The sequence below is a fragment of the Saccharomonospora sp. genome, from assembly GCF_027317685.1.
Lineage (GTDB): Bacteria > Actinomycetota > Actinomycetes > Mycobacteriales > Pseudonocardiaceae > Saccharomonospora.
The window spans coordinates 26,898-50,649 of sequence record NZ_DAHVQP010000038.1; the positions used below are offsets into that span (position 1 = coordinate 26,898).

18 protein-coding genes are annotated in these 23,752 nt (G+C 67.6%); 6 read left to right on the top strand and 12 right to left on the bottom strand.

The features are described 5' to 3' along the window. Nucleotide 1: 1 nt before the first annotated feature. From M7H19_RS04385 to M7H19_RS04400, 4 genes are all read right to left on the bottom strand, one after another. Nucleotides 2–2,083, bottom strand: a complete 2,082-nt coding sequence (locus tag M7H19_RS04385) for an MFS transporter (protein WP_298177369.1) — start codon at nt 2,081–2,083, stop codon at nt 2–4. A gap of 119 nt (nt 2,084–2,202) precedes the next feature. Continuing rightward, on the bottom strand, nt 2,203–2,676 hold the full coding sequence (locus M7H19_RS04390; RefSeq protein ID WP_298177371.1) for a hypothetical protein: 474 nt from the start codon (nt 2,674–2,676) through the stop codon (nt 2,203–2,205). A gap of 202 nt (nt 2,677–2,878) precedes the next feature. Beyond that, nucleotides 2,879–5,638 (bottom strand): type I DNA topoisomerase, encoded by a 2,760-nt coding sequence (gene topA, locus M7H19_RS04395; protein ID WP_298177373.1) that lies wholly within the window; start codon nt 5,636–5,638, stop codon nt 2,879–2,881. A 291-nt stretch (nt 5,639–5,929) separates the two neighbouring features. Further along, the gene (locus tag M7H19_RS04400) at nt 5,930–6,607 is read right to left on the bottom strand and encodes a hypothetical protein (protein WP_298177375.1); all 678 of its coding nucleotides are present in this window, start codon (nt 6,605–6,607) and stop codon (nt 5,930–5,932) included. Nucleotides 6,608–7,086: 479 nt separating this feature from the next. Between M7H19_RS04400 and M7H19_RS04405 the strand changes: the two genes are divergently transcribed. Continuing rightward, nucleotides 7,087–9,486 (top strand): DEAD/DEAH box helicase, encoded by a 2,400-nt coding sequence (locus tag M7H19_RS04405; RefSeq protein WP_298177376.1) that lies wholly within the window; start codon nt 7,087–7,089, stop codon nt 9,484–9,486. Here the strand turns inward: M7H19_RS04405 and M7H19_RS04410 are convergent. The 8 genes from M7H19_RS04410 to ssd form a co-directional block, all read right to left on the bottom strand. Beyond that, complete coding sequence (locus M7H19_RS04410) at nt 9,450–10,118, bottom strand: bifunctional DNA primase/polymerase (protein ID WP_298177378.1); 669 nt, start codon at nt 10,116–10,118, stop codon at nt 9,450–9,452. The genes M7H19_RS04405 and M7H19_RS04410 overlap by 37 nt on opposite strands. 316 nt (nt 10,119–10,434) lie before the next feature. Continuing rightward, a complete protein-coding gene (locus M7H19_RS04415) occupies nt 10,435–11,061 on the bottom strand; it encodes an Rv3654c family TadE-like protein (RefSeq protein ID WP_298177380.1) in 627 nt (208 codons plus the stop codon). Next, on the bottom strand, nt 11,048–11,446 hold the full coding sequence (locus M7H19_RS04420) for a TadE family type IV pilus minor pilin (protein WP_298177382.1): 399 nt from the start codon (nt 11,444–11,446) through the stop codon (nt 11,048–11,050). The genes M7H19_RS04415 and M7H19_RS04420 overlap by 14 nt, the downstream gene beginning before the upstream one ends. Next, entirely contained in the window at nt 11,447–11,626 is a 180-nt protein-coding gene (locus M7H19_RS04425; RefSeq protein ID WP_298177384.1) for a DUF4244 domain-containing protein, read from the bottom strand. It lies immediately after the preceding gene. A gap of 72 nt (nt 11,627–11,698) precedes the next feature. Then, a complete protein-coding gene (locus tag M7H19_RS04430; protein WP_298177386.1) occupies nt 11,699–12,376 on the bottom strand; it encodes a type II secretion system F family protein in 678 nt (225 codons plus the stop codon). Further along, nucleotides 12,373–13,197: a type II secretion system F family protein gene (locus M7H19_RS04435; protein WP_298177389.1), complete on the bottom strand. Its 825-nt coding sequence runs from the start codon at nt 13,195–13,197 to the stop codon at nt 12,373–12,375. The genes M7H19_RS04430 and M7H19_RS04435 overlap by 4 nt, the downstream gene beginning before the upstream one ends. 4 nt (nt 13,198–13,201) lie before the next feature. Next, nucleotides 13,202–14,383 carry a TadA family conjugal transfer-associated ATPase gene (locus tag M7H19_RS04440; RefSeq protein WP_298177391.1) on the bottom strand — a complete coding sequence of 394 codons (1,182 nt, stop codon included), beginning with the start codon at nt 14,381–14,383 and terminating at the stop codon, nt 13,202–13,204. A 249-nt stretch (nt 14,384–14,632) separates the two neighbouring features. After that, nucleotides 14,633–15,745, bottom strand: coding sequence for a septum site-determining protein Ssd (ssd, locus tag M7H19_RS04445; protein WP_298177393.1), 1,113 nt, complete (start codon nt 15,743–15,745; stop codon nt 14,633–14,635). A 388-nt stretch (nt 15,746–16,133) separates the two neighbouring features. On the opposite strand from ssd, the gene M7H19_RS04450 reads away from it, so the two are divergent. The 5 genes from M7H19_RS04450 (at nt 16,134) to M7H19_RS04470 (ending at nt 23,699) form a co-directional block, all read left to right on the top strand. After that, on the top strand, nt 16,134–16,985 hold the full coding sequence (locus M7H19_RS04450; protein WP_298177396.1) for an HAD-IB family hydrolase: 852 nt from the start codon (nt 16,134–16,136) through the stop codon (nt 16,983–16,985). Between the two features lie 603 nt (nt 16,986–17,588). Then, nucleotides 17,589–19,445 (top strand): glycoside hydrolase family 3 protein, encoded by a 1,857-nt coding sequence (locus M7H19_RS04455; RefSeq protein ID WP_298177398.1) that lies wholly within the window; start codon nt 17,589–17,591, stop codon nt 19,443–19,445. Between the two features lie 31 nt (nt 19,446–19,476). Then, on the top strand, nt 19,477–20,748 hold the full coding sequence (locus M7H19_RS04460; RefSeq protein ID WP_298177400.1) for a DUF1343 domain-containing protein: 1,272 nt from the start codon (nt 19,477–19,479) through the stop codon (nt 20,746–20,748). A gap of 75 nt (nt 20,749–20,823) precedes the next feature. Further along, nucleotides 20,824–22,572 carry a serine hydrolase gene (locus tag M7H19_RS04465; protein WP_298177402.1) on the top strand — a complete coding sequence of 583 codons (1,749 nt, stop codon included), beginning with the start codon at nt 20,824–20,826 and terminating at the stop codon, nt 22,570–22,572. Nucleotides 22,573–22,712: 140 nt separating this feature from the next. After that, the gene (locus M7H19_RS04470) at nt 22,713–23,699 is read left to right on the top strand and encodes a MurR/RpiR family transcriptional regulator (protein ID WP_298177404.1); all 987 of its coding nucleotides are present in this window, start codon (nt 22,713–22,715) and stop codon (nt 23,697–23,699) included. Nucleotides 23,700–23,752 lie beyond the last annotated feature (53 nt).

The window sequence follows — 23,752 nt, forward strand, 5'->3', positions numbered from 1 at the left end:
ATCACATCACCCCCTGTTTCGCGGGCGGCAACGCGACCTTTCCGGACAGCGCCTCCGACACCGACGTCCGTACCCGCTCCGCGACCTCACCCTCGGTGCCTTCGGCGTCGACAACGACGTACCTGTCGGGGGCCGAGGCCGCCATTTCCGTCAATATCTCCTGCACCCGCCAATGACGGTGCTCGGAGGTACCCGTGGACTGTCCGGAGGTCTCTCCGGGATCGGCGTCGAGCAGCACCGTGAGATCGGGACGCAACGCACCGGTCGCCCAGTCGGTCAAGCCCTCCAGCTCGGTGGCGTCGAGCCCCGCCATCGCCGACAGGTGGGCCAGCGGGGTGTCCACGAATCTCTCCATCACCACGATCGCACCTCCGTCGAGCGCCGGTCTCACGTTACGTTCGACGATGTCGGCGCGGACGGCCGCGGCGGCCAGCGCCTTCGCCCTCGCCCCGGTGAGCGATGCTCTGGACATCAGGGAGGTCAGTCGTTCGTCGTCGAGCGCCGGGTCGGCGGCCAGCACCACTCGCTGGGTACCGCTGCCGAGCCACTCCGCCAACCGCGAGGCCTGGGCGGCGGTGTCGGCGGCCGTCGTCCCCTCCAGCACGATGAGCAGACCGCTCGTCCTGCGGGGACGGCGGATGACGTTGCGGAGATCGGCGAAGATCGGTTCGGTGCGCCGCGAGTCCATCTGCCGGTAGGCGATCACCCCTACAAGCGCGGCGAGCAACCCGCCTGCCAGCAGCACGGGGCGCGTACCGTCGATGATGATCTGGTTGCCCCACACGGTGACTCTCCGGGGCTTCACCAGGCCGATCAGTCCGGGTACCGCCGACGTCGTACCGAAGATGATGATCTTCATCAGGGACTGGTAGATGGCGTTGATGCGGCCCCGGATGCTGTCGTCGATCTGCGAGCCGATGATCGTGATCCCGGTGAGGAACGCCGCGCCCGCGCACGCGCCCACGAGCGCGACGGCGACGAGCGCCACCGCGAGATGCGGCGCCAGGGCCACCACGATGAGCGTCAGTCCCGCGACCACGATGCCGACGCCGAACAAGCGCTCGTGCGGCAACCGGCGAGCCAGCTTCGGCGCACCGGCCAGGCCGACGGCGGCCCCGAGGAACACGGCCACGAACAGCAGACCGAACGCGGCATCACCACCGCCGAGACTCGACGAGTACGGCTTCGCCGAGCCGATCACCGCGCCGCCCGCCGCGAAGGCCCCCATCATGCCGATGAGCAGCCCTCGGATGAGCGGCGTGCTCCGGACGAACCGCACGCCGTCGCGCACCATGCCGCGCAGGCCACCCGTCTGCTGCTCGGGCTCGCGCGTGGCCTGTTCGGTCTTCGTCTCGGACACGGGGTGGACGTTGCGCAACGAGAGCTCGGGGATGCGAGCGACCAGCAACGCGCTGGCCAGGTACAACAGACCGTTGAGAACGACGACGATCTTGGCGGTGCCGAACTCCCCCAACATGCTCGGAGGCAGGCTGAAGGTCGTCTGGATGCCCGTGAGGATCGCGTAGAGCCCGGCACCGGTGACGACGGCGACCCCGTAGGTCATCACCATGCCGAGTTGGTTAGCCGTTTCGACTTGATCGCGTCTGCGAAGCAGATTCGGCACGGCGGCGTCCTTGGACGGAATCCACATCATGGCGGCGGAACCGACCAGGAAGTTGCCGATGAACAACCACAGCGGTGCACCCACGATCGCGATGGAAATGAGCAGACCGAAACGCGCGAGATCCGCGATGATCATGATCTTGCGGCGGTCGAATCGATCCGCGAGCATTCCACCGAGCGGTGCGAACAGCAGGCCGGGAAGCAGCTGCGTCAACACGATCCCGGCGAAAGCGAAGTTCTGCGCTGTGTAGTTGTCGGTGAACTTCGTGACCAAACCGGTCAAGGCCAGCAGCGACAACCAGTCGGCCACGCTGCACAAATACGTAACGGCCCACAGCCGCCGAAAGGGACGAATGGCCAATACGCGGCGTACTCTTCCGACGGTGGACGCCTCACCGGACGCGCTTGATCGCGTTCCGACGCCCCGCTCCCTTTGTCGCGACTCGTTGATGGACCCCACCCCATAAAACTCGGCACTGCCGTGCGCTCAGGGTAGCGCCGAGTGCAGAACACGCGATGGAGAGCCAAACTTTCACTTAGAGTCAGCGAACCAGCACGATTTGTATGGCCGTCGGCGCGTCATCCGAAAATACTGGTCACGCTTTCCACGAAACTGACCACAAACTGAATGGCGATCAAAATGAAGATCACCATCAGGACGAGCGCCACCGCCAATCCCGCCGAACCGGACGACGGCTTGCGCACATGCGGCGCCGGACGACGAGAACGTGGCCGATCACCGGGTTTCCGACGCAGCCGCAGAATAGGCGGCAGCAACGCGGGCTTGGACGCCCGCACCATCCCGGAACGCGGCGGAGCCTCGGCGGCCTGCTCGTCGAACTGAGTCTCACCGGACCCGACACTCGCGCCGCTTTCGGCGGCCATCTCGGCGTCCACCAGTTTCTGCACCGCCTCGCGGTCCATCCCGACGGGCTGGGCGGCACCGGCGGGGATGCCTTGGGCAGGAGTGCGCTCTTCCCGCGTCCCGCCGCTCAGCGGATCACTGAACGGCTTCGGTGGCTCGGGATTCTGGGTACCATCCGCGCCCACCACACGTCCCTTCCTGTCCGGCTTTCCGGGTCACGGCGCTTCCGGCACGTCACCGCGAGACCCCACCACCGACAGGTCGACAGGTCACTGTGCGTGCCGTGCCGCACGCCGTGTGTTCACCAGCGTAGCGGCACGGGACCCACTCGCCACCCGTCGTTTGGGCGCATCTGTCGATCACACAGCGCAGCCGACCACTCGGCCGGGGTCAGCTCTTCGACTTCGCCGAAGCGGTGGTCTTCTTCCGCGTGGTGCCCTTCTTCGCGGGTCCCTTGGCTCGCTTCTCCGCCAGCAGCTCCGCGGCGCGTTCGGGCGTGAGGTCCTCCACGGTGTCCGACTTACGCAACGACGCATTGTACTCGCCGTCGGTGACGTACGGCCCGAATCGACCGTCCTTCACCACGATCGGCTTGCCCGACACCGGGTCCTCGCCCAGTTCCTTGAGCGGTGGTTTGGCCGCGGCCTGCCGTCCCCGGCGTTTCGGCTCGGCGTAGATCTTGAGCGCTTCCTCCAGCGTGATCTCGAAGATCTGTTCCTCGCTGGACAACGACCGGGAATCCGTGCCCTTCTTCAGGTAGGGCCCGTAGCGGCCGTTCTGCGCAGTGATCTCCTCGCCGGTCTCCGGGTCGGTGCCCACCACCCGAGGCAGGGACAACAACTTGAGCGCGTCGTCGAGCGTGACGTCCTGCACCGACATCGACTTGAACAGCGACGCCGTCCGAGGCTTCGGCTTCTTCGCCTTGCTCTTCTTCCCGTCCGCGGGCTCCTCCGGCTCGGGCAGCACCTCCGTGACGTAAGGACCGAACCGGCCCTCCTTGACCACGATCTCGTGTCCCGTCTCCGGATCGGTACCCAGCACTCGCCCTTCCTGCGGGGTCGCGAACAGCTTCTCGGCGATCTCGACCGTGAGCTCGTCCGGCGGCAGGTCCTCCGGCAGGTTCGCGCGCTGCGACTGGCCGTCCACCTCTCGTTCGAGGTAAGGCCCGTAGCGCCCCACCCGCACGTACACCTGGCGGCCCTCGCTGTCCCGGAACATCGGAATCGAGTTGATCTCGCGGGCGTCGATGTCCTCCACACCCGAGCCGACCAGCTTCTTCAACCCGCCGAGACTGCCGACCGAGTCGCCGTTCCCCTCGCCGTTACCGAAGTAGAACCGCGACAGCCACTCGGTGCGCTGCTCCTCACCCGCGGCGATGCGGTCGAGCTCGTCCTCCATCGTGGCGGTGAAGTAGTAGTCCACCAGCCGCTCGAAATGCCGTTCCATGAGCCCGACCACCGAGAACGCCACCCACGACGGCACGAGCGCGGAACCCTTCTTCCACACGTACCCACGGTCCTGGATGGTCTTGATGATCGACGCGTACGTGGACGGCCTGCCGATACCGAGCTCCTCCAGCTTGCTCACCAGGCTGGGCTCGCTGTAACGCGACGGCGGCGAAGTGGCGTGGGAATCCGGGTGCAGTTCCGTCGCGGTCAACGGCTGGTCCTTGGTCAGACGTGGCAGCCTGCTCTGCTTGTCGTCTGCCTCGCCACCCGCCTCGGCGTCCACCGACTCGACGTAGGCCCTCAGGAAACCGGGGAACGTGATCGTGCGCCCGGACGCCGAGAACACGCATTCCTCACCACTCGCCGCGGTGCCTGCGATCTTCACCGACATCGTGGTGCCCTTGGCGTCGGCCATCTGGGAGGCGATGGTGCGCTGCCAGATCAACTCGTACAGCTGGAACTCATCGCTCTCCAACTCGCCGGCCACGGCACCCGGGGTGCGGAACACCTCACCGGCCGGGCGAATGGCCTCGTGAGCTTCCTGCGCGTTCTTGACCTTGCGCGTGTACTGGCGCGGCTTGTCCGCCACGTACTCGGCCCCGTACAGCTCGGTTGCCTGACTACGCGCCGCCGACAACGCCGAGGCCGACAGCGTCGTGGAGTCGGTGCGCATGTAGGTGATGTAGCCGTTCTCGTACAGCCGCTGCGCAATCCGCATCGTGCGCTCGGAGGAGAACCGCAGCTTACGCCCGGCCTCCTGCTGCAACGTCGACGTCATGAACGGCGCGTAAGGCCTGCGGGTGTAAGGCTTCTCCTCGACCCCGATGACCGTGAAATCACGGTCGGCAAGCGCTTCCGCCAGCCTGTTCGCCTCGGTCTCGTCCAGCACCCGGACGTTCTGCGACTGCTCCTTGAGCCGGCCGTCGGGACCGAAGTCCCGGCCCGTCGCCAGCCGAGCGCCGTCCACCATGGTCAGCCGGGCGGGGAAGGACCGGGGCGTGGCCTCCGTGCCCGCGGCACCGGTGTCCATGACGGCGGAGATGTCCCAGTAGGACGCCGAGGTGAACCGCATCCGCTCGCGCTCCCGCTCGACGATGATGCGGGTGGCGACCGACTGCACACGGCCCGCCGACAACTTCGGCATGACCTTCTTCCACAGAACGGGCGAGACCTCGTAGCCGTAGAGCCGGTCGAGGATGCGTCGGGTCTCCTGGGCGTCCACCAGGTTGAGGTCGAGGTCACGAGTGTTCTCGGCGGCAGCGCGGATGGCCTGTTCGGTCACCTCGTGGAACACCATGCGGCGCACCGGCACCTTCGGCTTCAGCGCCTCCAGCAGGTGCCACGCGATGGCCTCGCCTTCCCGGTCGGGGTCGGTGGCCAGATACAACTCGTCGACTTCCTTCAGCAGGCTCTTCAGCTCGCTGATCGTCGACTTCTTGTCCGGCGTGATGATGTAGAGCGGTTCGAAGTCGTTGTCGACGTCGACCCCCAGGCGGGCCCACGCCTGGCCTTTGTACTTCGCGGGTACGTCGGCCGCTCCCCGGGGCAGGTCACGGACGTGGCCACGGGAGGACTCGACAACGTAGTCGCTCCCGAGATACGGAGCGATCTTGCGGGCCTTGGTCGGTGACTCGACGATCACCAATCTCCGGCGACCATCACCGCTCGTGCCCGTTTTCTTCGTCCGTGTCGATCCAGCCACGCTGTCCGCTCTTTCGCTTGATTCCACTCGTTCGACCAGCCAGTGTGCACGCCGCGCGCCGTCACTGTCCGCTCAGGTGCTTTTCAACACATCAGCGCACGCCCGCGTTCCGCCTGCTGACGAGAGGTCGACGACATCTCCTTTTCCACTCCTAGCACGTGGCACATCACCCACCACGTCCAGGGCACACGGTGACGGGCCGAGTACCCCGTGCATGTGAGTGCCGCTGTCAGCCGACGAGGCACACCACCGACATGGGTTCCCAGCCGAATTCCGAAGAAACGACCGTCTTCACGGCCCGGGCGAGTCCAGCCGAGGAGCCGGGTCGGATCCGGTGAGCTGCTGACACGCCGGGGCCTGCCGACTGGCCCGACTCAACGCGGGCACCGAGTCGAACTCCCCCAACAGGTTGAGGTCGCCGATGTCGTCCAGCGGCTCCTTGACCGAGCTCACCGCCTCACGACTGGCTTCGGGCCCCCGCGCGGTCTCGAGCTCGTCCAACACCCCACGCGCATGATCGCGGATGGCCGAGTACGTGGCCACGGCATCGCGCCGTACCTCTTCGGCGCCCTGCACTGGCGGCGGGTCGAGATTGTCCAACCGGTCGAGTGTGCGTTCGAGTCCACCCACCACCACCTGCAACAACTCGCCCGATGTCTCCGAGGCACGTTGCACAGTGCTCGCGTCCACGGTCGGCATCCTCGACACCGAACGGACCAACTCGGAAACCGCGCCGCAGTAGTCCTCGGCCCACGAGACGGTGGCCTCGAACACCTCGTCCTCGTCGCGTTGCTCCGAACGCGGCGCATCCCCCGTAGCCGACGGCACCGCACTCGAATGCGGATCGGGCGGGGTGGCACCGCCACAGCCCGCGGCAACCACGCACATGGCAACGGCCGCGCACAGGCCGGCCCTGCCCTTGAGCCGGTGCACACACACCTCCGAAGCGAACGGGGCCAACGGCTGCACTCTAGGGCGTGTTTCACACGTTCCGCTTACCGGCTACGGGGCCGCACTCAGCCGGGTCGGACCAAAGCGACAACCCGTGAGATTTCGCCCTGACCAGCCTCTTCACACCGGAACCCCGAAGAGTCGCACGGCGTCCGGGAATGTCTGGAGCCTCTGCGCCGAGAGCCAGGCTGGGCGTCCGTCGTGGTGCCCCGCCGCCGGGGCGATCGACAACGACGCTCCGCTGACACCTCCGCGGCATCGCTCGTCTTCCGCGGGGCGTGCTCGCGGTGAGATGTTCGCCACCGCCTTCGTCGCTCGGTGGAGGCCAACGGTAACGGTGACGGAGGCAGCCGCGATCCGGATCGCGAACGGAGAAGCGCGTGAAGCCGAGTCGCCGAAAGAATGCGTCTGCGGCCATATGAGCGGATGTGCGAAGCTCAAAAGGTGACGAATCAGTTGATAAATCGACAAAGACACTCAGCCGTCGGCGGGCGACCGTGACCGACGACGCGGCGGACACTCGGGCACACCGTCTCCTACATCGGACGACGGCGGGAATACCTGAAGACCGCTATCCCGTCACACACATCGCCGATCTGCCCGCCTCCGAACCACGTCACACCGAGTGGCCCGATTGGGTACCCGACCGAGTACGGGACGCCCTGCGGAATTCCGGCGCCGACGGACCGTGGACCCATCAGGCCGAAGGGGCGTCCCTGGCCTGGTCCCGATGTAACGTCGTGGTGGCCACGGGCACCGCTTCGGGAAAATCGCTGGTCTACCAGCTGCCGGCACTTTCCACATTGGTGACCGAAAGTAAGGCGACCGTCCTTTACCTGTCACCCACGAAAGCGCTGGCGGCCGACCAACTGCGCGCTGTGTCCGATATGGACATCGAGGGAGTCCGCCCCGCGACCTACGACGGAGACACCCCCCGAAGCGAACGCACATGGGTGCGGGACCACGCCCGCTGGGTCTTCACGAACCCCGACATGCTGCACCGTGGCATGCTGCCCGCACACCATCGTTGGACCCGGTTCTTCCGGGGCCTGGCCTACGTCGTCGTCGACGAGTGCCACAGCTACCGCGGCGTGTTCGGCTCCCACGTCGCACTCCTGCTACGCAGGCTGCGGCGCATCAGTCGCCACTACGGGGCCGATCCGACGTTCGTCCTCACCTCGGCCACCACGGCCGAGCCCGTCGAGTTCGCTACCCGGCTGATCGGCGAGGACTGTGTCGCCGTCACCGACGACGCCTCACCGCGAGGTGCCAGGACCGTGGCACTGTGGGAGCCACCGCTGATGGCGGAGTTGACGGGCGAGAACGACGCGCCCGTGCGACGTTCCGCGGGTGCGGAAGCGGCCCGCATCCTCGCCGAACTCGTCATCGAAGGTGCCCGCACGCTGGCGTTCGTGCGCTCCCGACGCGGCGCCGAACTGACGGCACTCGGGGCGCGCCGCATTCTCGCCGAGGTGGCTCCCGAACTCGTCGACAAGGTAGCGGCCTATCGCGCCGGCTACCTGCCCGAGGAACGCCGTGAACTGGAGGCCGCCCTGCTCGATGGTCGCCTGCTCGGCGTCGCGACCACGAACGCGTTGGAACTCGGTGTGGACATCTCCGGGCTGGACGCGGTGGTGCTCGCGGGCTATCCAGGCACGTTGGCGTCGTTCTGGCAGCAGTCGGGACGCGCGGGACGTGCGGGCGACGACGCGCTCGTGGTGTTCGTGGCCCGCGACGACCCGCTCGACACCTATCTCGCACACCACCCGGAAGCACTGCTGGAGCGGCCCGTGGAGGCCGCCGTGCTCGACCCCACCAACCCTTACGTACTGGCCCCTCACCTGGCGTGCGCGGCGGCGGAGAAGGCGCTCAAGTCCGATGAGCTGGGCCAGTTCGGTGGGGAGCCGGCTCGCACCGTCCTGGACGGCCTCGTCGCGGACGGGGTTCTGCGGCGACGCCCGAGCGGCTGGTACTGGACGGCGCGACAGCAGCCGCATCACGACGTGGACATCCGCGGTTCCGATGCGGAGCAGGTCGCGGTGGTGGAGGCCGACACCGCACGGCTGCTCGGCACCGTCGATTCCGTATCGGCGTGCAGCACCGTTCATCCGGGCGCGGTGTATCTGCACCGGGGCGAGTCGTACGTGGTCGACGACCTCGACCTGGAGCAGGGTGTCGCCTTCGTGCACGCCGAGGACCCGGAATGGAACACCTCGGCACGGGAGGTGGTGGACATCGAGGTGCTGGACACCGTGGAGCGGCGCGTCTACGGCGGTGTGACCGTGAACCTGGGGCATGTGGCGGTGACGTCGCGGGTCGTGGGTTACCTTCGGCGGCTGCCTTCCGGCGAGGTGCTGGACCACGTTCTTTTGGACCTGCCGGAGCAGGTGTTGGATACGCGTGCTGTCTGGTACACGATCGACGAGGACTTGTTGTGCGGTTCACGCAGGCGGCCGGGGCGCGCCGGTGTGGAACCGGCGCGTGTCCCCGGCGCCTTGCATGCCGCCGAGCACGCGGCGATCGGCCTGCTACCGCTGTTCGCGACGTGTGACCGATGGGATATCGGCGGTGTGTCTACCGCGGTGCACGCTGACACCGGGGAGGCAACGGTGTTCGTGCACGACGGTCATCCCGGGGGTGCGGGATTCGCCGACCGCGGTTTCGCCGCGTTCGTTCCCTGGCTCACCGCCACGCGGGAGGCCGTGATCTCCTGCAAGTGCCCGGCGGGGTGCCCGTCCTGTGTTCAGTCGCCTAAGTGCGGGAATGGCAACGAACCGCTGGACAAGGCGGGGGCAGTGGCCGTGCTGGACATCGTCCTGGCCGCGGTCGGGGCAGCGGCCGGGCACGACCACATCGGTGATCAGGCTGCCGACGACCAGGTCGGCAACTCGTGCTGAGTGTCCACTTCGGTGGATGACTCACTGTGCAACGCACGGGTGAGCACGTCGTGGACCGTGTCGGCGTGGGGAAGTCTCCAGCCCCAGACGTCGGGTTTGACCCTCCAATGCACGACACCGTGCTCGAAGGGCGTCGGCGGAAGTGGGATCCAGCTTCCCTTGCCGTGCCGTCCGATGCCTTCCACTTCGGACAGAGCCGCAGGGAAGTGCTCGGACGACGAGGTGAGGAACAGCCAGCGTCCGTTCGGCATGGCGATGATGGGCGCGGGACGGCCCGTGGCCCGCAGCAGTATGGCGGCGCGACGGCCGAGATGATCGTCGACCTCGATGGCGTCCACCACCGTCCCGGTGGCCACGAGGAGGCTGTACGGCTTGCCGGTCCACCATGCGGCGACCTGCTGTGGGTGCGCTCCGAGGCGACGCTCCCAATCGCTGTGCGCGGGAACGGGCCCACTCCACGTGTCGGAGCTTCCCTGCTGCGCGTCCGTACCGGCGCAGGCGACGCCGGAGTCGCTGTCCGGGTAGGTTCCCGGGATCACCGGCCAGCCACGCCAAGCGAGGCCGATGGCTTCGGCACGCAGCTCGATACGGAAGGCAGCACGCCAGCTATTCGGCCATTCGGTGTCCAACATGTCGTACTCGTGCCTCCTCGGAAGTGACCGCCATTGGTCTGGTGCTGTTCACCACTCAACGGCAAATTGCAGGTTGCCGGAAGCACCCACTCGGCAATCGGCCGCTGGTAGACGACGAGTGAGCAAATGAGCAACATGCGAGCCGAACACACGAACCCGCTGGTGGCACCGGTCGTCGCTACCCACCCGTAGGCAGAGGCTCTCAGTCGGAGGGATCCTGCGGCGACTCCCGTTTCCGTACCGTTCATCGCTACCAAACGACCGCTGCTCGCGATCATGGTGCTCCGGTGGACGGGTCAGTGCCCGTCAGTGCCCGTCAGTACTCGCCAGCGCTCGTCAATGCCCGACTGTGCCCACCTGTGCCCGCTGTCGGACGCTCGTCGATCGGGCCGGCGGGGTTCTCCTCCCCCGCGATGTCCGGAAGCGTCGTAGCGTCGAGCACCGGACCCGCTCGGGCTCTGGCTGTGATCGTTCCGCCCACCGTTCCACCCAACCCGGCGAGTCCGTGCACTTCCGACTGAACGGTCACCAACACATCCCATCCGTCGAGTCGGCACTCGACGACGTGGACCGTCATTCTGCGTGCCAAGTCGTCGGCATGCGCACACGCCACTGCTTCACCCCTGACCGCGTGAGCCGCCGCGCCCAGCGCCGCCAGGTCCGCGGCCCCGGCAGTTCGGTGGCGAGCCACCACCACGGCAGCCAGCGTCCACACCGCGACGGCGACCACGAGCAGGACGGCGACCGCGCACGCGGCCCACACGGTCGCCGCGCCCACATCGTCAGCGTCACCACCGACGTCACCAGCGGCATGGCTGTCGCGATCACCATCCTTTCCGCCTCTGCCGTACTCGATACCCCCAATGTCCTCAATGCACTCAGCGCACTCAGCGCCCTCGGTGCCCTTAACGTCCTTAACGTCCTCAGAGTCATGGGTGCGCACGGTCGTGCTCCCAGTCGACGCCGGGTTCCAACCGCGCGTGGGCTTCGGCGCGTAAAGAAACCCCGGGCAGCATTCCCCCGACCGGCCGAGCACTCACCCGCACCACCACGATGTCCCCGCTGCGCCGGACGGTCATGGTCGCTCCTTTCGGCGCCATCACGTCGACCAGCCGCTGGGCCTCCGTTTCGGGTTCTCCACGTGCGAGCGCTCGGGCGGACTGGGCCGCGGCGTCCGTACAACGCACCTGCTCGACGACTGTCGCCACACCGACGAGCACGAAAGCGAAGACCGCTACCAACGCGCAGAGACCGATCGCCGCCTCGACGGTGACGCTGCCTCTGTCCCCGGTTCCGCCCAAAGAACGCGGTCGGTGCTGCGTACGCATCTAGAAGTCCACGGAGATCGCCCGCTCGATGAGCGAGGTGAGCGCCGTCAGCACGGAATCACCCGTGACGATCGCGTAGAGCAGAGCCGCGAACGCCGCGGCTGCGATCGTGCCGATGGCGTACTCGGCGGTGGACATGCCCTCGTCGGAGCTGTCGGCTGTGAGCATTCGACCGAGCATTGCGGGAGTTCCTTTCTGGCAGTCGACGGAGAGACCGGTGAAAACCGGTGAGAGACCGGTGAAAAACCACTGTCACGGCGTGAGAGTGAGTCGGCTGGCGAGGCCGAGGACGACCGGGATCACCCCCAAGCACAGAAAGGCCGGTAGGAAGCACAAGCCGAGTGGCCCGGCGACCAACACACTCGCCCGTTGCGCTCTCGCTTCGACACGGTCGGCGGCAGCGTTTCTGGCCCGTTCGGCTAGCGCGAAGGCCTGTTCGGCCAAGGCACTGCCGGACGAGGCGGTTCTGCATGCCGCCCGGGCGAGGCCAGCCGTGTCGGGGTGATGCCGGGCGCGTCGCCACGCTGATTCGGCACTCGCACCCAGCGCGAGAGCATTGCTCGTGGACCGCAGCACCTCGGCGATCGGACCGGTGGCGACGTCGGCGACCACCGACACCGCCGTCGGTACCGGCAGACCGGCGGTCAAACAGGCCCCCAGCAGGTCCGCGATCAGAGCCGTGTCCGTGCCCGAGCGTGTGGACGAGTCGACGAGCGCACCATCGCGATGGCTGTGAACACCGTGCTCGTGGCGAGTGCCGTGCGAAGGCACCCGCCACGGCAGACGCAACCGCGTGAGCGCGACGGTACGCCGGGAACCGACCGGCGGCGGACGGTCCACTCGTGTGACGGCCCGCAAACGCGCGGCGGACGCCGAGGGGATAAGCAGCAACGCCACCGCAGCGAGTACAACGGCGCTCACCGTGTTCACCGGACCACCCGCCCGGTCAACGCCGAGGTCCATACGACACCGGCCGTAAGCAGAGCAGCGCCGAGGACGAACAACACGGCACCGACCGAGGTCCCGGTCAATACGTGGACAGGGGCGGCGCCCATGGCCTCGCCGAGGACGAGCCCGGCGGCTGGGAGAGATGCCAGGACAGCCGCGCCCGCCCTCGGTCCGGCCAGTCGTGCGTCGAGCTGTCGGGCCGAGCGTGCCGCGTTCTCCACGTCTCGGTGCACGGCGGCGAGAACATCGGCCAGAGGGATGCCGTGCCGCGCCGACAGTGACCACGAGGCGGCGACCCGTCCGAGCGCGCGTTCGACGTGCTCCGGTTCGGCGGCGACTCTGGCGGTCATTCCCGTCATGGGCGATCCACTGATCCGAACCGACGCCGCAAGAGCGCGAAGCCGCGCCGCCAACGGCGGTGGTGCCTCCCGTGCCACGCTCTCGACCGCGGTCACCGGATGGGCTCCGGACTGAAGTTCCGTGACCATCCCTTGGAGCACCGAGGCGATATCGCCGCAGGCGGTGACCGCCGTTCGGGTACGCGCCCGCCCCCGCCGATGCAGTACGACCGCCGTCACGAGCAGCCCGCACCCCACCGTGACGCCGACACCGACGGTCATGATGCAGACAACCGCCGTGGACACGGCGCACACGGTGGTGAAACGTCGGTCGCGCCATAACGAACGTGCCGTTCCCCCATCGACCTCGGGCTCGGCGAGGATCATCGTGAGCCGTCGCCCCACCGTGCGCGGCGGCCACAGCACCAGGCCGATCGCCAACGCCGACATCGCGGGTGTCAGCACGATGTCACCTCACCGTGCCGAGTCCGTGCGGCGTGCTACGTCGCGAAAGCAGGGCCACGGTGAGCGGCGAATCGCGCCTCAACCGCTCCCCCGGCCGCCACGCGGGTTCGACACGCACGACATCGCCATCACGGCGCACCAAGCCGATCTCGGCGAGCACCCGACGCCCCGACGGTTCCCGGCGCATGTGCAGCACAACCTGGACCGCGGCGGCCAATTGACTGTGCAGTGTTTCCCTGGACAGGCCACCGAGTGCCGCGAGCGCTTCGAGCCGTGCGGGTACTTCGGCGGGTGCGTTCGCGTGGAGCGTTCCCGCACCACCGTCATGCCCGGTGTTCAGCGCCGTGAGCAACTCCACCACCTCGTGTCCCCGGACTTCCCCGACCACGAGTCGATCGGGCCGCATCCGAAGCGCTTGCCGCACGAGCTCGCGGAGCGTGACCTCCCCCGATCCCTCCACATTGGGTGGACGAGCCACCAACCGGACGAACTGGGGGTGGTTGGGCTGAAGCTCACCGACGTCCTCGACACAGACCACACGCTCGGCGGGGTCGACGGCCCCGAGGAGCGCACCGAGCAGTGTGCTCTTGCCGGAACCCGTCGCCCCGTACACGAGGAACGCCAACCGCGCCTTCACAAGAGCTTCGAGCAGTGCCAGACCGGCCTCGTCCACCGTGCCGAGCCGACGCAGGGAACGTAGGTCGTGCGTGGCGGGACGTAGTACTCGTAGGGACAGGCATGTGCCGTCGGCCGCGATCGGCGGCAACACGGCGTGGAGTCGAATCCGCCCTTCCGGGCCGCTTCCCGGCAACCAGCCGTCCACGAAGGGTTGCGCGTCGTCGAGTCGCCGTCCCGCCGCGAGCGCCAACCGCTGCGCGAGCCTGCGCACGGCGTCCTCGCCGGCGAACCGGACGTCGGTGCGGCGAAGTCCGTCGGAGCCGTCCACCCACACCTCGTCCGGTGCCGTGACGAGGATATCGGTGACCTCGGGGCTTGCGAGGAGTTCCTCCAACGGCCCCACGCCGACCAGCTCGTCGTCCAATAGTTTCAGCGCGGCGAGCACGTCGAGGTGGCCCGCTACGCCACCTGCCTCGGCACGGACCGCATCGGCTACCGCCCGTGGATCCGTGGCGGCGTCCGTACCGGCGAGTCTGGCCCTGACCCGATCGACGAGATCGGTACTCATGTCTCCCCCTCTTCGATTTCTTTCGATCTCACAGCGGTCCTTCGTCACGATTCCGGCCGCACGAACGTGCTCACAACTGTCGAAAGCCACGGCCTGTGGACAACCGGTCGCCTGTGGACAATCGAGCCGTCGAAGCACCCACACGGACCCGAAGCAGGGTCATGAGAAGGCACCGCTTTCCGGCCCACCAGACCGATCCGGGTTCATCGAACTCACCCAAGGAAGGCCACAGTGGACCCAGCCGTGCCACTACGAGAAAGTCGTCAGCGGTTCTTCCGGCGACTCGGTGAGCAGCGCCAAGACGGCCTTGGACACCTTTCCGATACGTCGACCGGGATCGAATACTCCGTGGTCGAGGGCCCGAGGCACGGCTCGTTCGTCGCGTAACCAACCGAGCACGGACACACCCACCGCTTCGGTGACGTCGGCTTCGGTGAGGCTGCTCGTCGCAGGCCCACGGATCACCGCACCGACCCGAGAGATGCGCTCGGACAGCCGACGGCGCACCCGCGCGGCCGACACACAGCCTCGGACGTCGGCGGGCACCACCAACACGGCGAGGTCAGCGCGTCGTAGTGCCTCGTCGGCAACCGGGTCCGGATGTCGAGGCACATCGCACACCACCGTTCGCCCAGCCCGCCGCCCCGCGTCGAGGACGGCGGCCAAGGCGGTGTCCGTCGGCCCCGGCCCGGCACGATCACACGACAGGAACGACAACCGGCCGCGTCCTCGCCGCCGGGACGGGAGAGCGGCGTCCAGCTCGCTCATCGACACCCTTCCCGAGGACATCCGCAAGTCGGGCCACCGCAGTCCCTCGTCGGCCTCGGCGCCCAGCACCAGATCCAGCCCACCGCCGAGCGGATCGCAGTCCACCAGCAGCGCCGTTTCCCCGGATCGGGCCGCGGTCAGACCCAACCCCGCTGCCAGTACCGACGCTCCCGCTCCGCCTCGGCCACCGACGACCGCGAGTACCCGGCCCGCCCGGTCACTCGGTTTCTCGACGACGTCGGCGAGCGCGGTGACGACGACGTCTTCGTCGGCGGGCAGAACGGCCACCCCGTCCACGCCCAATGCGACGGCGGCCTTCCACTGTGCCGGTGAGGGGCTGTCCGGACGAACCAGGAGCACTCCGGACCTGCGAGGAACGTCGAGCTTGTCGGGGATGTGGTCGAGCAGCACCAACGACGCGTCCGACCAGTACGGGCGTGCTGCCGCGACATCGGCGACATGGCGGGGTTCGCATCCCACCGCCGCGGCGAGTCTCGCGATGTGGTCGCGGACGGCGTCGTCGGTGACTACCACGAGGGGACGACCGTCCACGCCGCCCGCCGTCCCGGCCGTCCCGTCCCTTGCTCCACTCATCGCCCATCTCGTCCATCGCCGCATCACAAGCCCCCATGTCGTTCACCTTCCGACACCACGGTCACGCGAGAAGGAACGACGCGGCAACCCACGCACGAACGGGCCTGTGGATAACCGGGGATCTGTGGACAACCCTTGTGGGCAGCTGAAAAAGAGGCGGCCCTCGCCAGGGGGAGGAGCGAGGGCCGCCGAACTTCAGTCCCGGGGGGTCGGACTGAATCCGTCCGGTGTGACCGGACGGTTCCACTGTAACCCGGTGGACAGCATTTGAAATCCCCACGCACGACGAGTGGCACGCCACAATCGGTCAGCGTGTCGCCCACCGCCGCTTCCGCTTCCCACGGTTCCCGTGTCCCCGTTCTCCCCGTGGTTCCCATATCGTGTTGTCGTGCCCTCACCCGACAACGCTTCCGACGTATCGATCCCACGGTCCGCCGCCTCCGCCACCTCGGCGGCGTTCTTCGACCTCGACAAGACGATCATCGCCTCGTCCAGTGCGCTCGCGTTCAGCAAGCCGTTCCTCCGACAGGGACTCATCAACCGCAGAGCCGCGTTGAAGAGCGCCTACGCCCAGTTGATGTTCGCCTTGTCCGGCGCCGACGCCAACCGGACCGAACGCCTTCGCGCCGAGATCTCCCGGATGTGTGCGGGGTGGGACGTCGACCAGGTCAAGGCCATCGTCGACGAGACCTTGCACGACGTGGTGTCCCCTCTGGTCTACGCCGAGGCCACCGAACTGATCGAGTGGCACAAGTCCGAGGGCAGGGACGTCATCGTCTTGTCCGCGACGGGTGAGGAGCTGGTGCGGCCGATCGCCGACATGCTCGGCATCACGCACTGTGTGGGCAGCCGTATGGAGATCGTGGACGGCCGTTACTCCGGCACGGTGGACTACTACTGCTACGGCGAACACAAAGCCACCGCGGCACGGCGGTTGGCCGACGAGCACGGCTACGACCTCACCACCTCCCACGCCTACACCGACTCCAGCACGGACCTGCCACTGCTGGAGATCGTCGGCCACCCTCACGTGGTGAATCCGGACAAGGCTCTGCGCAAGATCGCCCTGGAGCGGGATTGGCCTGTGCACACGTTCACGAACCCGGTGTCCCCTCGCGCGCGGATCCCGGCGCCCTCCACGGCGGCGGCCGTGGGGCTCGGGGTGAGCGCGGTGGCCGCGGGCGCGACGCTGTTCGGCCTGACCCGCAAGAAGCGGAAGGAACCACCGGCGAAAAGCTGACACGGGCAGCACGGCAGCGCGCGGCGCTCGGCCTTCCGTCGGAAAAAAGAAGGACGACGTATTCGCCGCAACCCCTTGAAGTGACCTTCATCACTGACTACAAAGGGAGGTACGGAGGTTCTTCGGCCAGGGACCCGGCGGAAGAGAAGCCTGGTTCACCCCGACAGAACGTCCGGACGTGGACCTCGGGTACCCACGCGCAGCTCGCCGCAGAAGGCCCGTCGTCGAGGGACTGCGTAACGGGACGCCGGACGCCGAGTACCCGGAAATGACGACACGATTTGCACGCTTGTTCGCCCGATCGGTTCATGTGACGCCGTAGCGCCCGTTGGCCTCGAAGCCGACGGGCGCTACTCCTGTGCGGTTTCTATACGACCCCTGGGCGGCGCGCTTGCCGCTGTCACTTTTCTGCGCTGCCCCTGGGGAGCTCTGGGCGGTTTCGCCTGGTTTCCCGCGACGCGACGCGGGCCCGCTGTAGATCTTTCGGCGGAGCCCATTGCTACTTCCGGTCATTGACCGGTCACGCTTTCGTTAGTAGCTTTCGCATGCCGACCCGTATAGGTGGACTTCCCACATTCCGCGTGACCGCATACCGGAGGCCCTGTGACCACTGTCAAAGCCCGCCCGTGGAAGGCCTGCGCCGCCGCCGCGCTCGTAGGCTTACTCGCCGTGACCACTGGCTCGGCGTCCGCACAACCACACCGATCCTCACCGTCGGGTGAGCAGCAGGCTCAGCACGGCCCGGGCAAGCAGAGCTGGCCCCAGCGCACCCTGCACTCGATGACGCTGGAACAAAAAGTCGGCCAATTGTTCGTCGCCGACGTGTGGGGCCTGTCGGCCGACGAGGCGCACCCCGGCAACCAGGAGAAGTACGGAGTCGACACGGCTGCCGAGGTGGTGCGGAAATACCACGTCGGCGGTGTCATCTACTTCAACCACAGCGGTACCGACAACATCGAGACGCCGCGACAGGTCGCACGGCTGTCCAACGGTCTCCAGCGTGCGGCCCTGCAGTCGCAGCCGCGTATCCCGCTGATCGTCTCCGTGGACCAGGAGGGTGGCCGGGTCACGCGCATCGCCGAACACGCCACCGAGTACCCGAGCGCCATGGCGTTCGGGGCGTCGCGTGATGTCGAGGGCGCTCGCACGGCCGCGGCCATCAGCGCGACGGAGCTGCGTGCCATGGGCATCAACCAGGACTTCGCGCCGATCGCCGACGTGAACTCCAACCCGCTGAACCCGATCATTGGTTCCCGTTCGTTCTCGTCGGACCCCGAACTGACGGGAGAGTTCGTCGAGGCGCAGGTGGACGGCTACCAGAACTCCGGGCGACTCCGGCAGACGGTGTCGGCCGCGGCCAAGCACTTCCCGGGCCACGGTGACGCCGCCACCGACAGCCACATCGACCTGCCCGTGATCGATCGCAGCGAGGAGGACTGGCGGGCCAACGACCTTCCGCCGTTCGAGCGGGCCGTCGAGGCGGACATCGACGCCATCATGACCGCCCACATCTCGATGCCGAACCTCGACGCCTCGGGGGATCCGGCCACGCTTTCCGAGCCGATCATCACCGGGCTGTTGCGCGAGGAACTCGGTTACGAGGGTGTGGTGGTCACGGACTCACTCGGCATGGCCGGGGTGCGTGAGATGTACTCCGACGCCGAGATCCCGGTGCGTGCGCTGGAGGCGGGTGTCGACCAGATGCTCATGCCGCCGGACCTCGATGCCGCTGTGAACGGCGTGCTGGACGCGGTGGAAAGCGGCCGGATCACCGAGGAACGCATCGACCGGAGTGTGCTGCGCATTCTGGAGCTGAAGCATAAGCGCGGCATCGTGACGGCCCCGTTCGTCTCGGAACGTCTGGCTGAGCGCGTGGTCGGCACCGAGGAGAACCGCGACGCGGTGCAGCGGATCACCGACACCTCGACCACCGTGCTCAGCGACGAGGCGGGACTGCTGCCGCTCGGCGCCGATGTCCGGAATGTACTGGTCACCGGCTGGAACCGGCCGGACTATCCGGGTTACGCGGCGGAGCCGGTCGACGACCTCGCGGGCGCGTTGTCGCAACGCAGCGACGCGAACGTCACCGCCCTGCCCACCGGCACGGACCCGGACGCGGCGGCCGTCGACGAGGCCGCGGCCGCGGCAGACGGCGCGGACCTGGTGATAGTACTCACCAACGGCTTGCGGGACAGCGAAGGACAGCGTGAGCTTGTGGAGCGGCTGACCAGCACCGACACACCTGTGATCGCGGTCGCCGTCCAGGAGCCGTACGACCCCGGCCACGCCGATGTCCCCACCTGGATCGCCACTTACGACTGGCGTGGCGTCACCATGACTTCCCTGGCCAAGGTGCTCGTCGGAGAGCGTTCTCCCGTAGGAACGCTGCCCGTCACGATTCCGAGCGGGAGCGACCCCGACCAGACCCTGTACCCCTTCGGCCACGGGCTGACGTGGTGACCCCGGCCCGACGTCGAGAACGAGGCACACCATGACTGTGAACAGACGCAGGTTCCTATCCACGAGCGCGCTCGCCGGTTCACTGTTGGCCACCGCCGCGACGTCGGCGGCGGCCGCGCCCTCCGAATCGGCCGGACGCGGACGCGCGCGGGTGACGACAGGTGCCGACCGGTTGGCGGCCGACGGCTGGCGGCGGCTCAGCGGTCGCCGGGTCGGCGTGCTGTCCAACCCGACGGGCGTCCTGGCCGATCAGGTTCATGTCGTGGACTCGCTGGTGGAGGCGGGTGTCCGCCCGGTCGCCGTGTTCGGTCCCGAGCACGGCTTCCGGGGAAGCGCGCAGGCCGGCGGCTCCGAGGGCGACTACGAGGATCCGCGCACGGGTGTGCCCGTGTACGACGTCTACGGCGTCGACACCGACAAGTTCACCGAACTGCTGCGCAAGGCGAACGTGGACACGATGGTGTTCGACATCGCCGATGTGGGCGCACGGTTCTACACCTATATCTGGTCGATGTACCACGCCATGGTGGCCTCGGCCCGGGTCAGCGCGTCGTTCGTGGTGCTCGACCGGCCCAACCCGATCGGCGGGCAGGCCTACGGACCGATGTTGGACCCGGCGTACAGCTCCGGTGTCGGCCTCAAACCGATCGTGCAACAGCACGGCATGACGGTGGGTGAGCTGGCGAAGTTCTTCGCCGCCGAGTTGCTTCCCCAGGAGGGTGTGCGGCTGGACGAGCTGGAGGTCGTCACCATGCGCGGGTGGCGACGTCGGCAGGTGTTCGCCGACACGGGGTTGTTGTGGACACCGCCCTCGCCCAACATGCCGACTCCGGAGACCGCTCTCGTCTACCCCGGCACGGGGTTGTTCGAGGGTACGGTGTTCTCGGAAGGACGGGGCACCACTCGCCCGTTCGAGATCGTCGGTGCGCCGGAGGTTGACTGGCGGTGGCGGGAGGAGATGACCTCCCACCGGCTGCCCGGGGTCGTGTTCCGCGAGTGTTACTTCGTCCCCACGTTCGGCAAGTTCACCGGTGAGACCTGTGGTGGCCTACAGATCACGGTGACCGACCCGTATTCGTTCGATCCCATCCGCACGGCCGTGGACCTGATCGTGACGGCCAGAAGGCTGTATCCCGACCTCTTCGGTTGGCGGGAGGACAACTTCATCGACAAGCTCACGGGTTCGGACCGGTTCCGGACGATGGTGGACGCCGGAGCGACGACCGACGAGGTCGTGGGGTCGTGGCGTGCCGAACTCCACGAGTTCACCCGGAAACGGCAGCCGTACCTGCTCTATCGGTGACCTCTCGCCGGCTGGGGCCGGCCCGTCGGCGGACAGCGGCGGAGACGCCGTGACAAGGTGAGGTGGAGGGACGCGATGCGCGCGAAGACCGCAGTCTCCCGGATCGCGGCACTGTTCGCGGTCCTGCTGGTGACAGGAGCGACCGCGATGGCCGCAGGGATGTCGAGCTCCGGCCGGTTCGATCGGCCGCAGCGGGGTTTCGCGCCCTCGTCCACGGTGCTCGAAGCCGCCGCCCCGGAGGACGTCGGGCTGGACCCCGAACCGATCCGGGAGGCCGAACTGCGGCTCGCGCGGATGACGGAGTCCGACTACGTGGACGGGCATCCGCTGTTCGCGGGCGCCGTGGGGCTGCTCGCGCACGACGGGAAGGTCGTCGACACCTACGCCGTGGGCAGCGCCGTGCGATACGCCGACGGACAGGGCACCGAACTCCCCGTCGGCGAGCAGGTGCCGATGCGTGAGGACACCATCTTCGACATCGCGTCGGTGACGAAGCTGTTCACCTCGATCGCGGTGATGCAGCTGGTGGAACGCGGCGAGGTGGACCTCGACCGGCCCGTGGCGGTCTACCTGCCGGAATTCGGGGTGAACGGCAAGCAGGACATCACCGTCCGGCAGCTGCTCACCCACACCTCGGGTTTGGAACCGGGGCTGTTTTTGTGGCGGGACTGGCCTGACGAACAGTCCCGCATCAACGCCGTGCTGGAGGTTGCGCCGCAGGACGAACCCGGCACCACCTACACCTACTCCGATCTCAACCTCATCACGCTCGGCGTGCTGGTGGAGCGGGTGACGGGCGACGAGCTGGACGAGGTGATCGCCGAGCGGATCACCGAACCGCTCGGGATGAAGGACACGGAGTTCAACCCGCCCGCCGAGAAGCTCGACCGGATCGCCGCCACCGAATTCCAGGAACAGCCGCCGCGGGGCCTGGTGCGGGGTGAGGTGCACGACGAGAACGCCTGGTCTCTGGGCGGGGTGGCCGGGCACGCGGGGTTGTTCTCCACGGCGCGGGACCTGGGTGTGCTCGCACAGGCACTGTTGAACGGCGGCGCCTACGACGGCGAACGCATCCTGCGTCCGAGCACCGTGTTGCAGTTGTTCACGAACTACAACAGCGCATTCCCCGACGACGCGCACGGGCTCGGCTTCGAACTCGACCAGATCTGGTACATGGGTGGGCTCACCTCACCTTCCACCGCTGGGCACACGGGTTACACGGGTACGTCGTTCGTGATCGACCGCCAGTCGCGTTCGGTGGCCGTGCTGCTGACCAACCGTGTGCATCCCTCGCGTTCGTGGGGTTCGATCAACCCGGCGCGGCAGGTGTGGGCGACCGGGCTCGCCCGGGCTCTCGCCGTCGAGCCGACGCACGGCCGACGCGCATGGTCGTCCTTCATCGGTGACGATGCCACCGCCACGCTCACCACTCCGGACCTCAACGTCCGGGGGCGCGGTGCGGTGGTGTCCTTCGATGCCTTCGTGAACACCGAGCCGAGCGACCAGCTCGTGTTGGAGGCCAGCACCGACCGTGGCCGGACATGGGCGACCGTTCCCGTACGCGCGAGGGGCGCTGGAGCTCCCCGTGGTGAGGTGGAGGGACTTTCGGGCACGGAGGACCGCGCCTGGTGGTCGGTGCGTGCCATGGTTCCCCAGGCCGAGGTCGTCACTCTTCGTTGGCGATTCACAACAGACGGGGACTACACCGCGCGTGGGGTCGTCGTCGACGGGATCCGGGTCAGCGGAGACCGTGGGGTCCTGTTCGACGGAGAACGCCATTCACAGCGATTCGACGCGCAAGGTTTTACCTTGACCGACCGCTGATAGTTGCCAACTCGTTAACCGATTCGGGCTAACGCCAAAGTCTGGATAAGCGACTTTCCGGGCAACCGGACACTCGCAGCCCGTCGTGCGTTCCGTTCGGGTTGCGACCACCCCGAAAGGTGCGAGTAACCTTGTCACATATGCCTGGTGTTAGTAACTTTCCCACCGAAGATCTCAAACCGGAGCAATCCACGGCCGACGCCGTGAACGGATCCGAGTCGGCCGAGGCGGGGACAAGCCCCCTCGTGCGCATCCGCTCATTGCTCCCGGGCCTTGCCCGCGCGGAACAGCGAGTCGCCAAGGTCGTGTTGGAGGATCCCTCCTCGGTCGCGCGCCGAAGCATCACCGAGGTGGCCATGGCCGCCAAGACCAGCGAGACCACCGTCACCAGGTTCTGCAAAGCCATCGGAGTGGGCGGCTACCCCCAGCTCCGCATCGCACTCGCCGCCGACACGGCACGCACCGAGGCCAAATCCTCCCGCGATCTGGGTGGCGACATCACGGCCGACGACGACCTGGCCGCGGTCGTGAGCAAGGTCGGTTTCGCCGATGCCAGGGCCGTCGAGGAGACCACCGAACAGCTCGACATCGCCGAACTCACGCGTGTCACCGAGCTGATCGCCCAAGCGAAGCGGGTCGACGTCTACGGCGTGGGTGCCAGCGCGTTCGTCGCCGCCGACCTGCAGCAGAAGATGCACCGCATCGGCCGGGTCTCGTTCGCGTGGTCCGACACGCACATCATGCTGACCTCGGCGGCCGTGCTCTCCGAAGACGACGTCGCGGTGGCGATCTCCCACTCGGGCGCCACCACCGACACGGTGGAGGCCTTGCGGGTGGCCAAGGAACACGGAGCCACCACCGTGGCCATCACCAACTTCCCGAGGTCCCCGATCACCTCCGTCGCCGACCACGTGCTCACCACGGCGGCACGGGAGACGACGTTCCGTTCCGGAGCCACGGCCAGCCGCATCGCGCAGCTCACCGTGATCGATTGCCTGTTCATCGGTGTGGCGCAGCAACGCATGGACGAGTCGTTGGCGGCGTTGGAGGCCACCCGTGACGCCGTCGACGGGCACAGGCTCGGCATTCGCCCGGACGGAAGGCGGCGTGCCCCCCAAGACCGGTAAATCAGTCGGGCGCTCAACGGTGCGCGTTCGCCAGTCGAGAAACAGTGAGGACC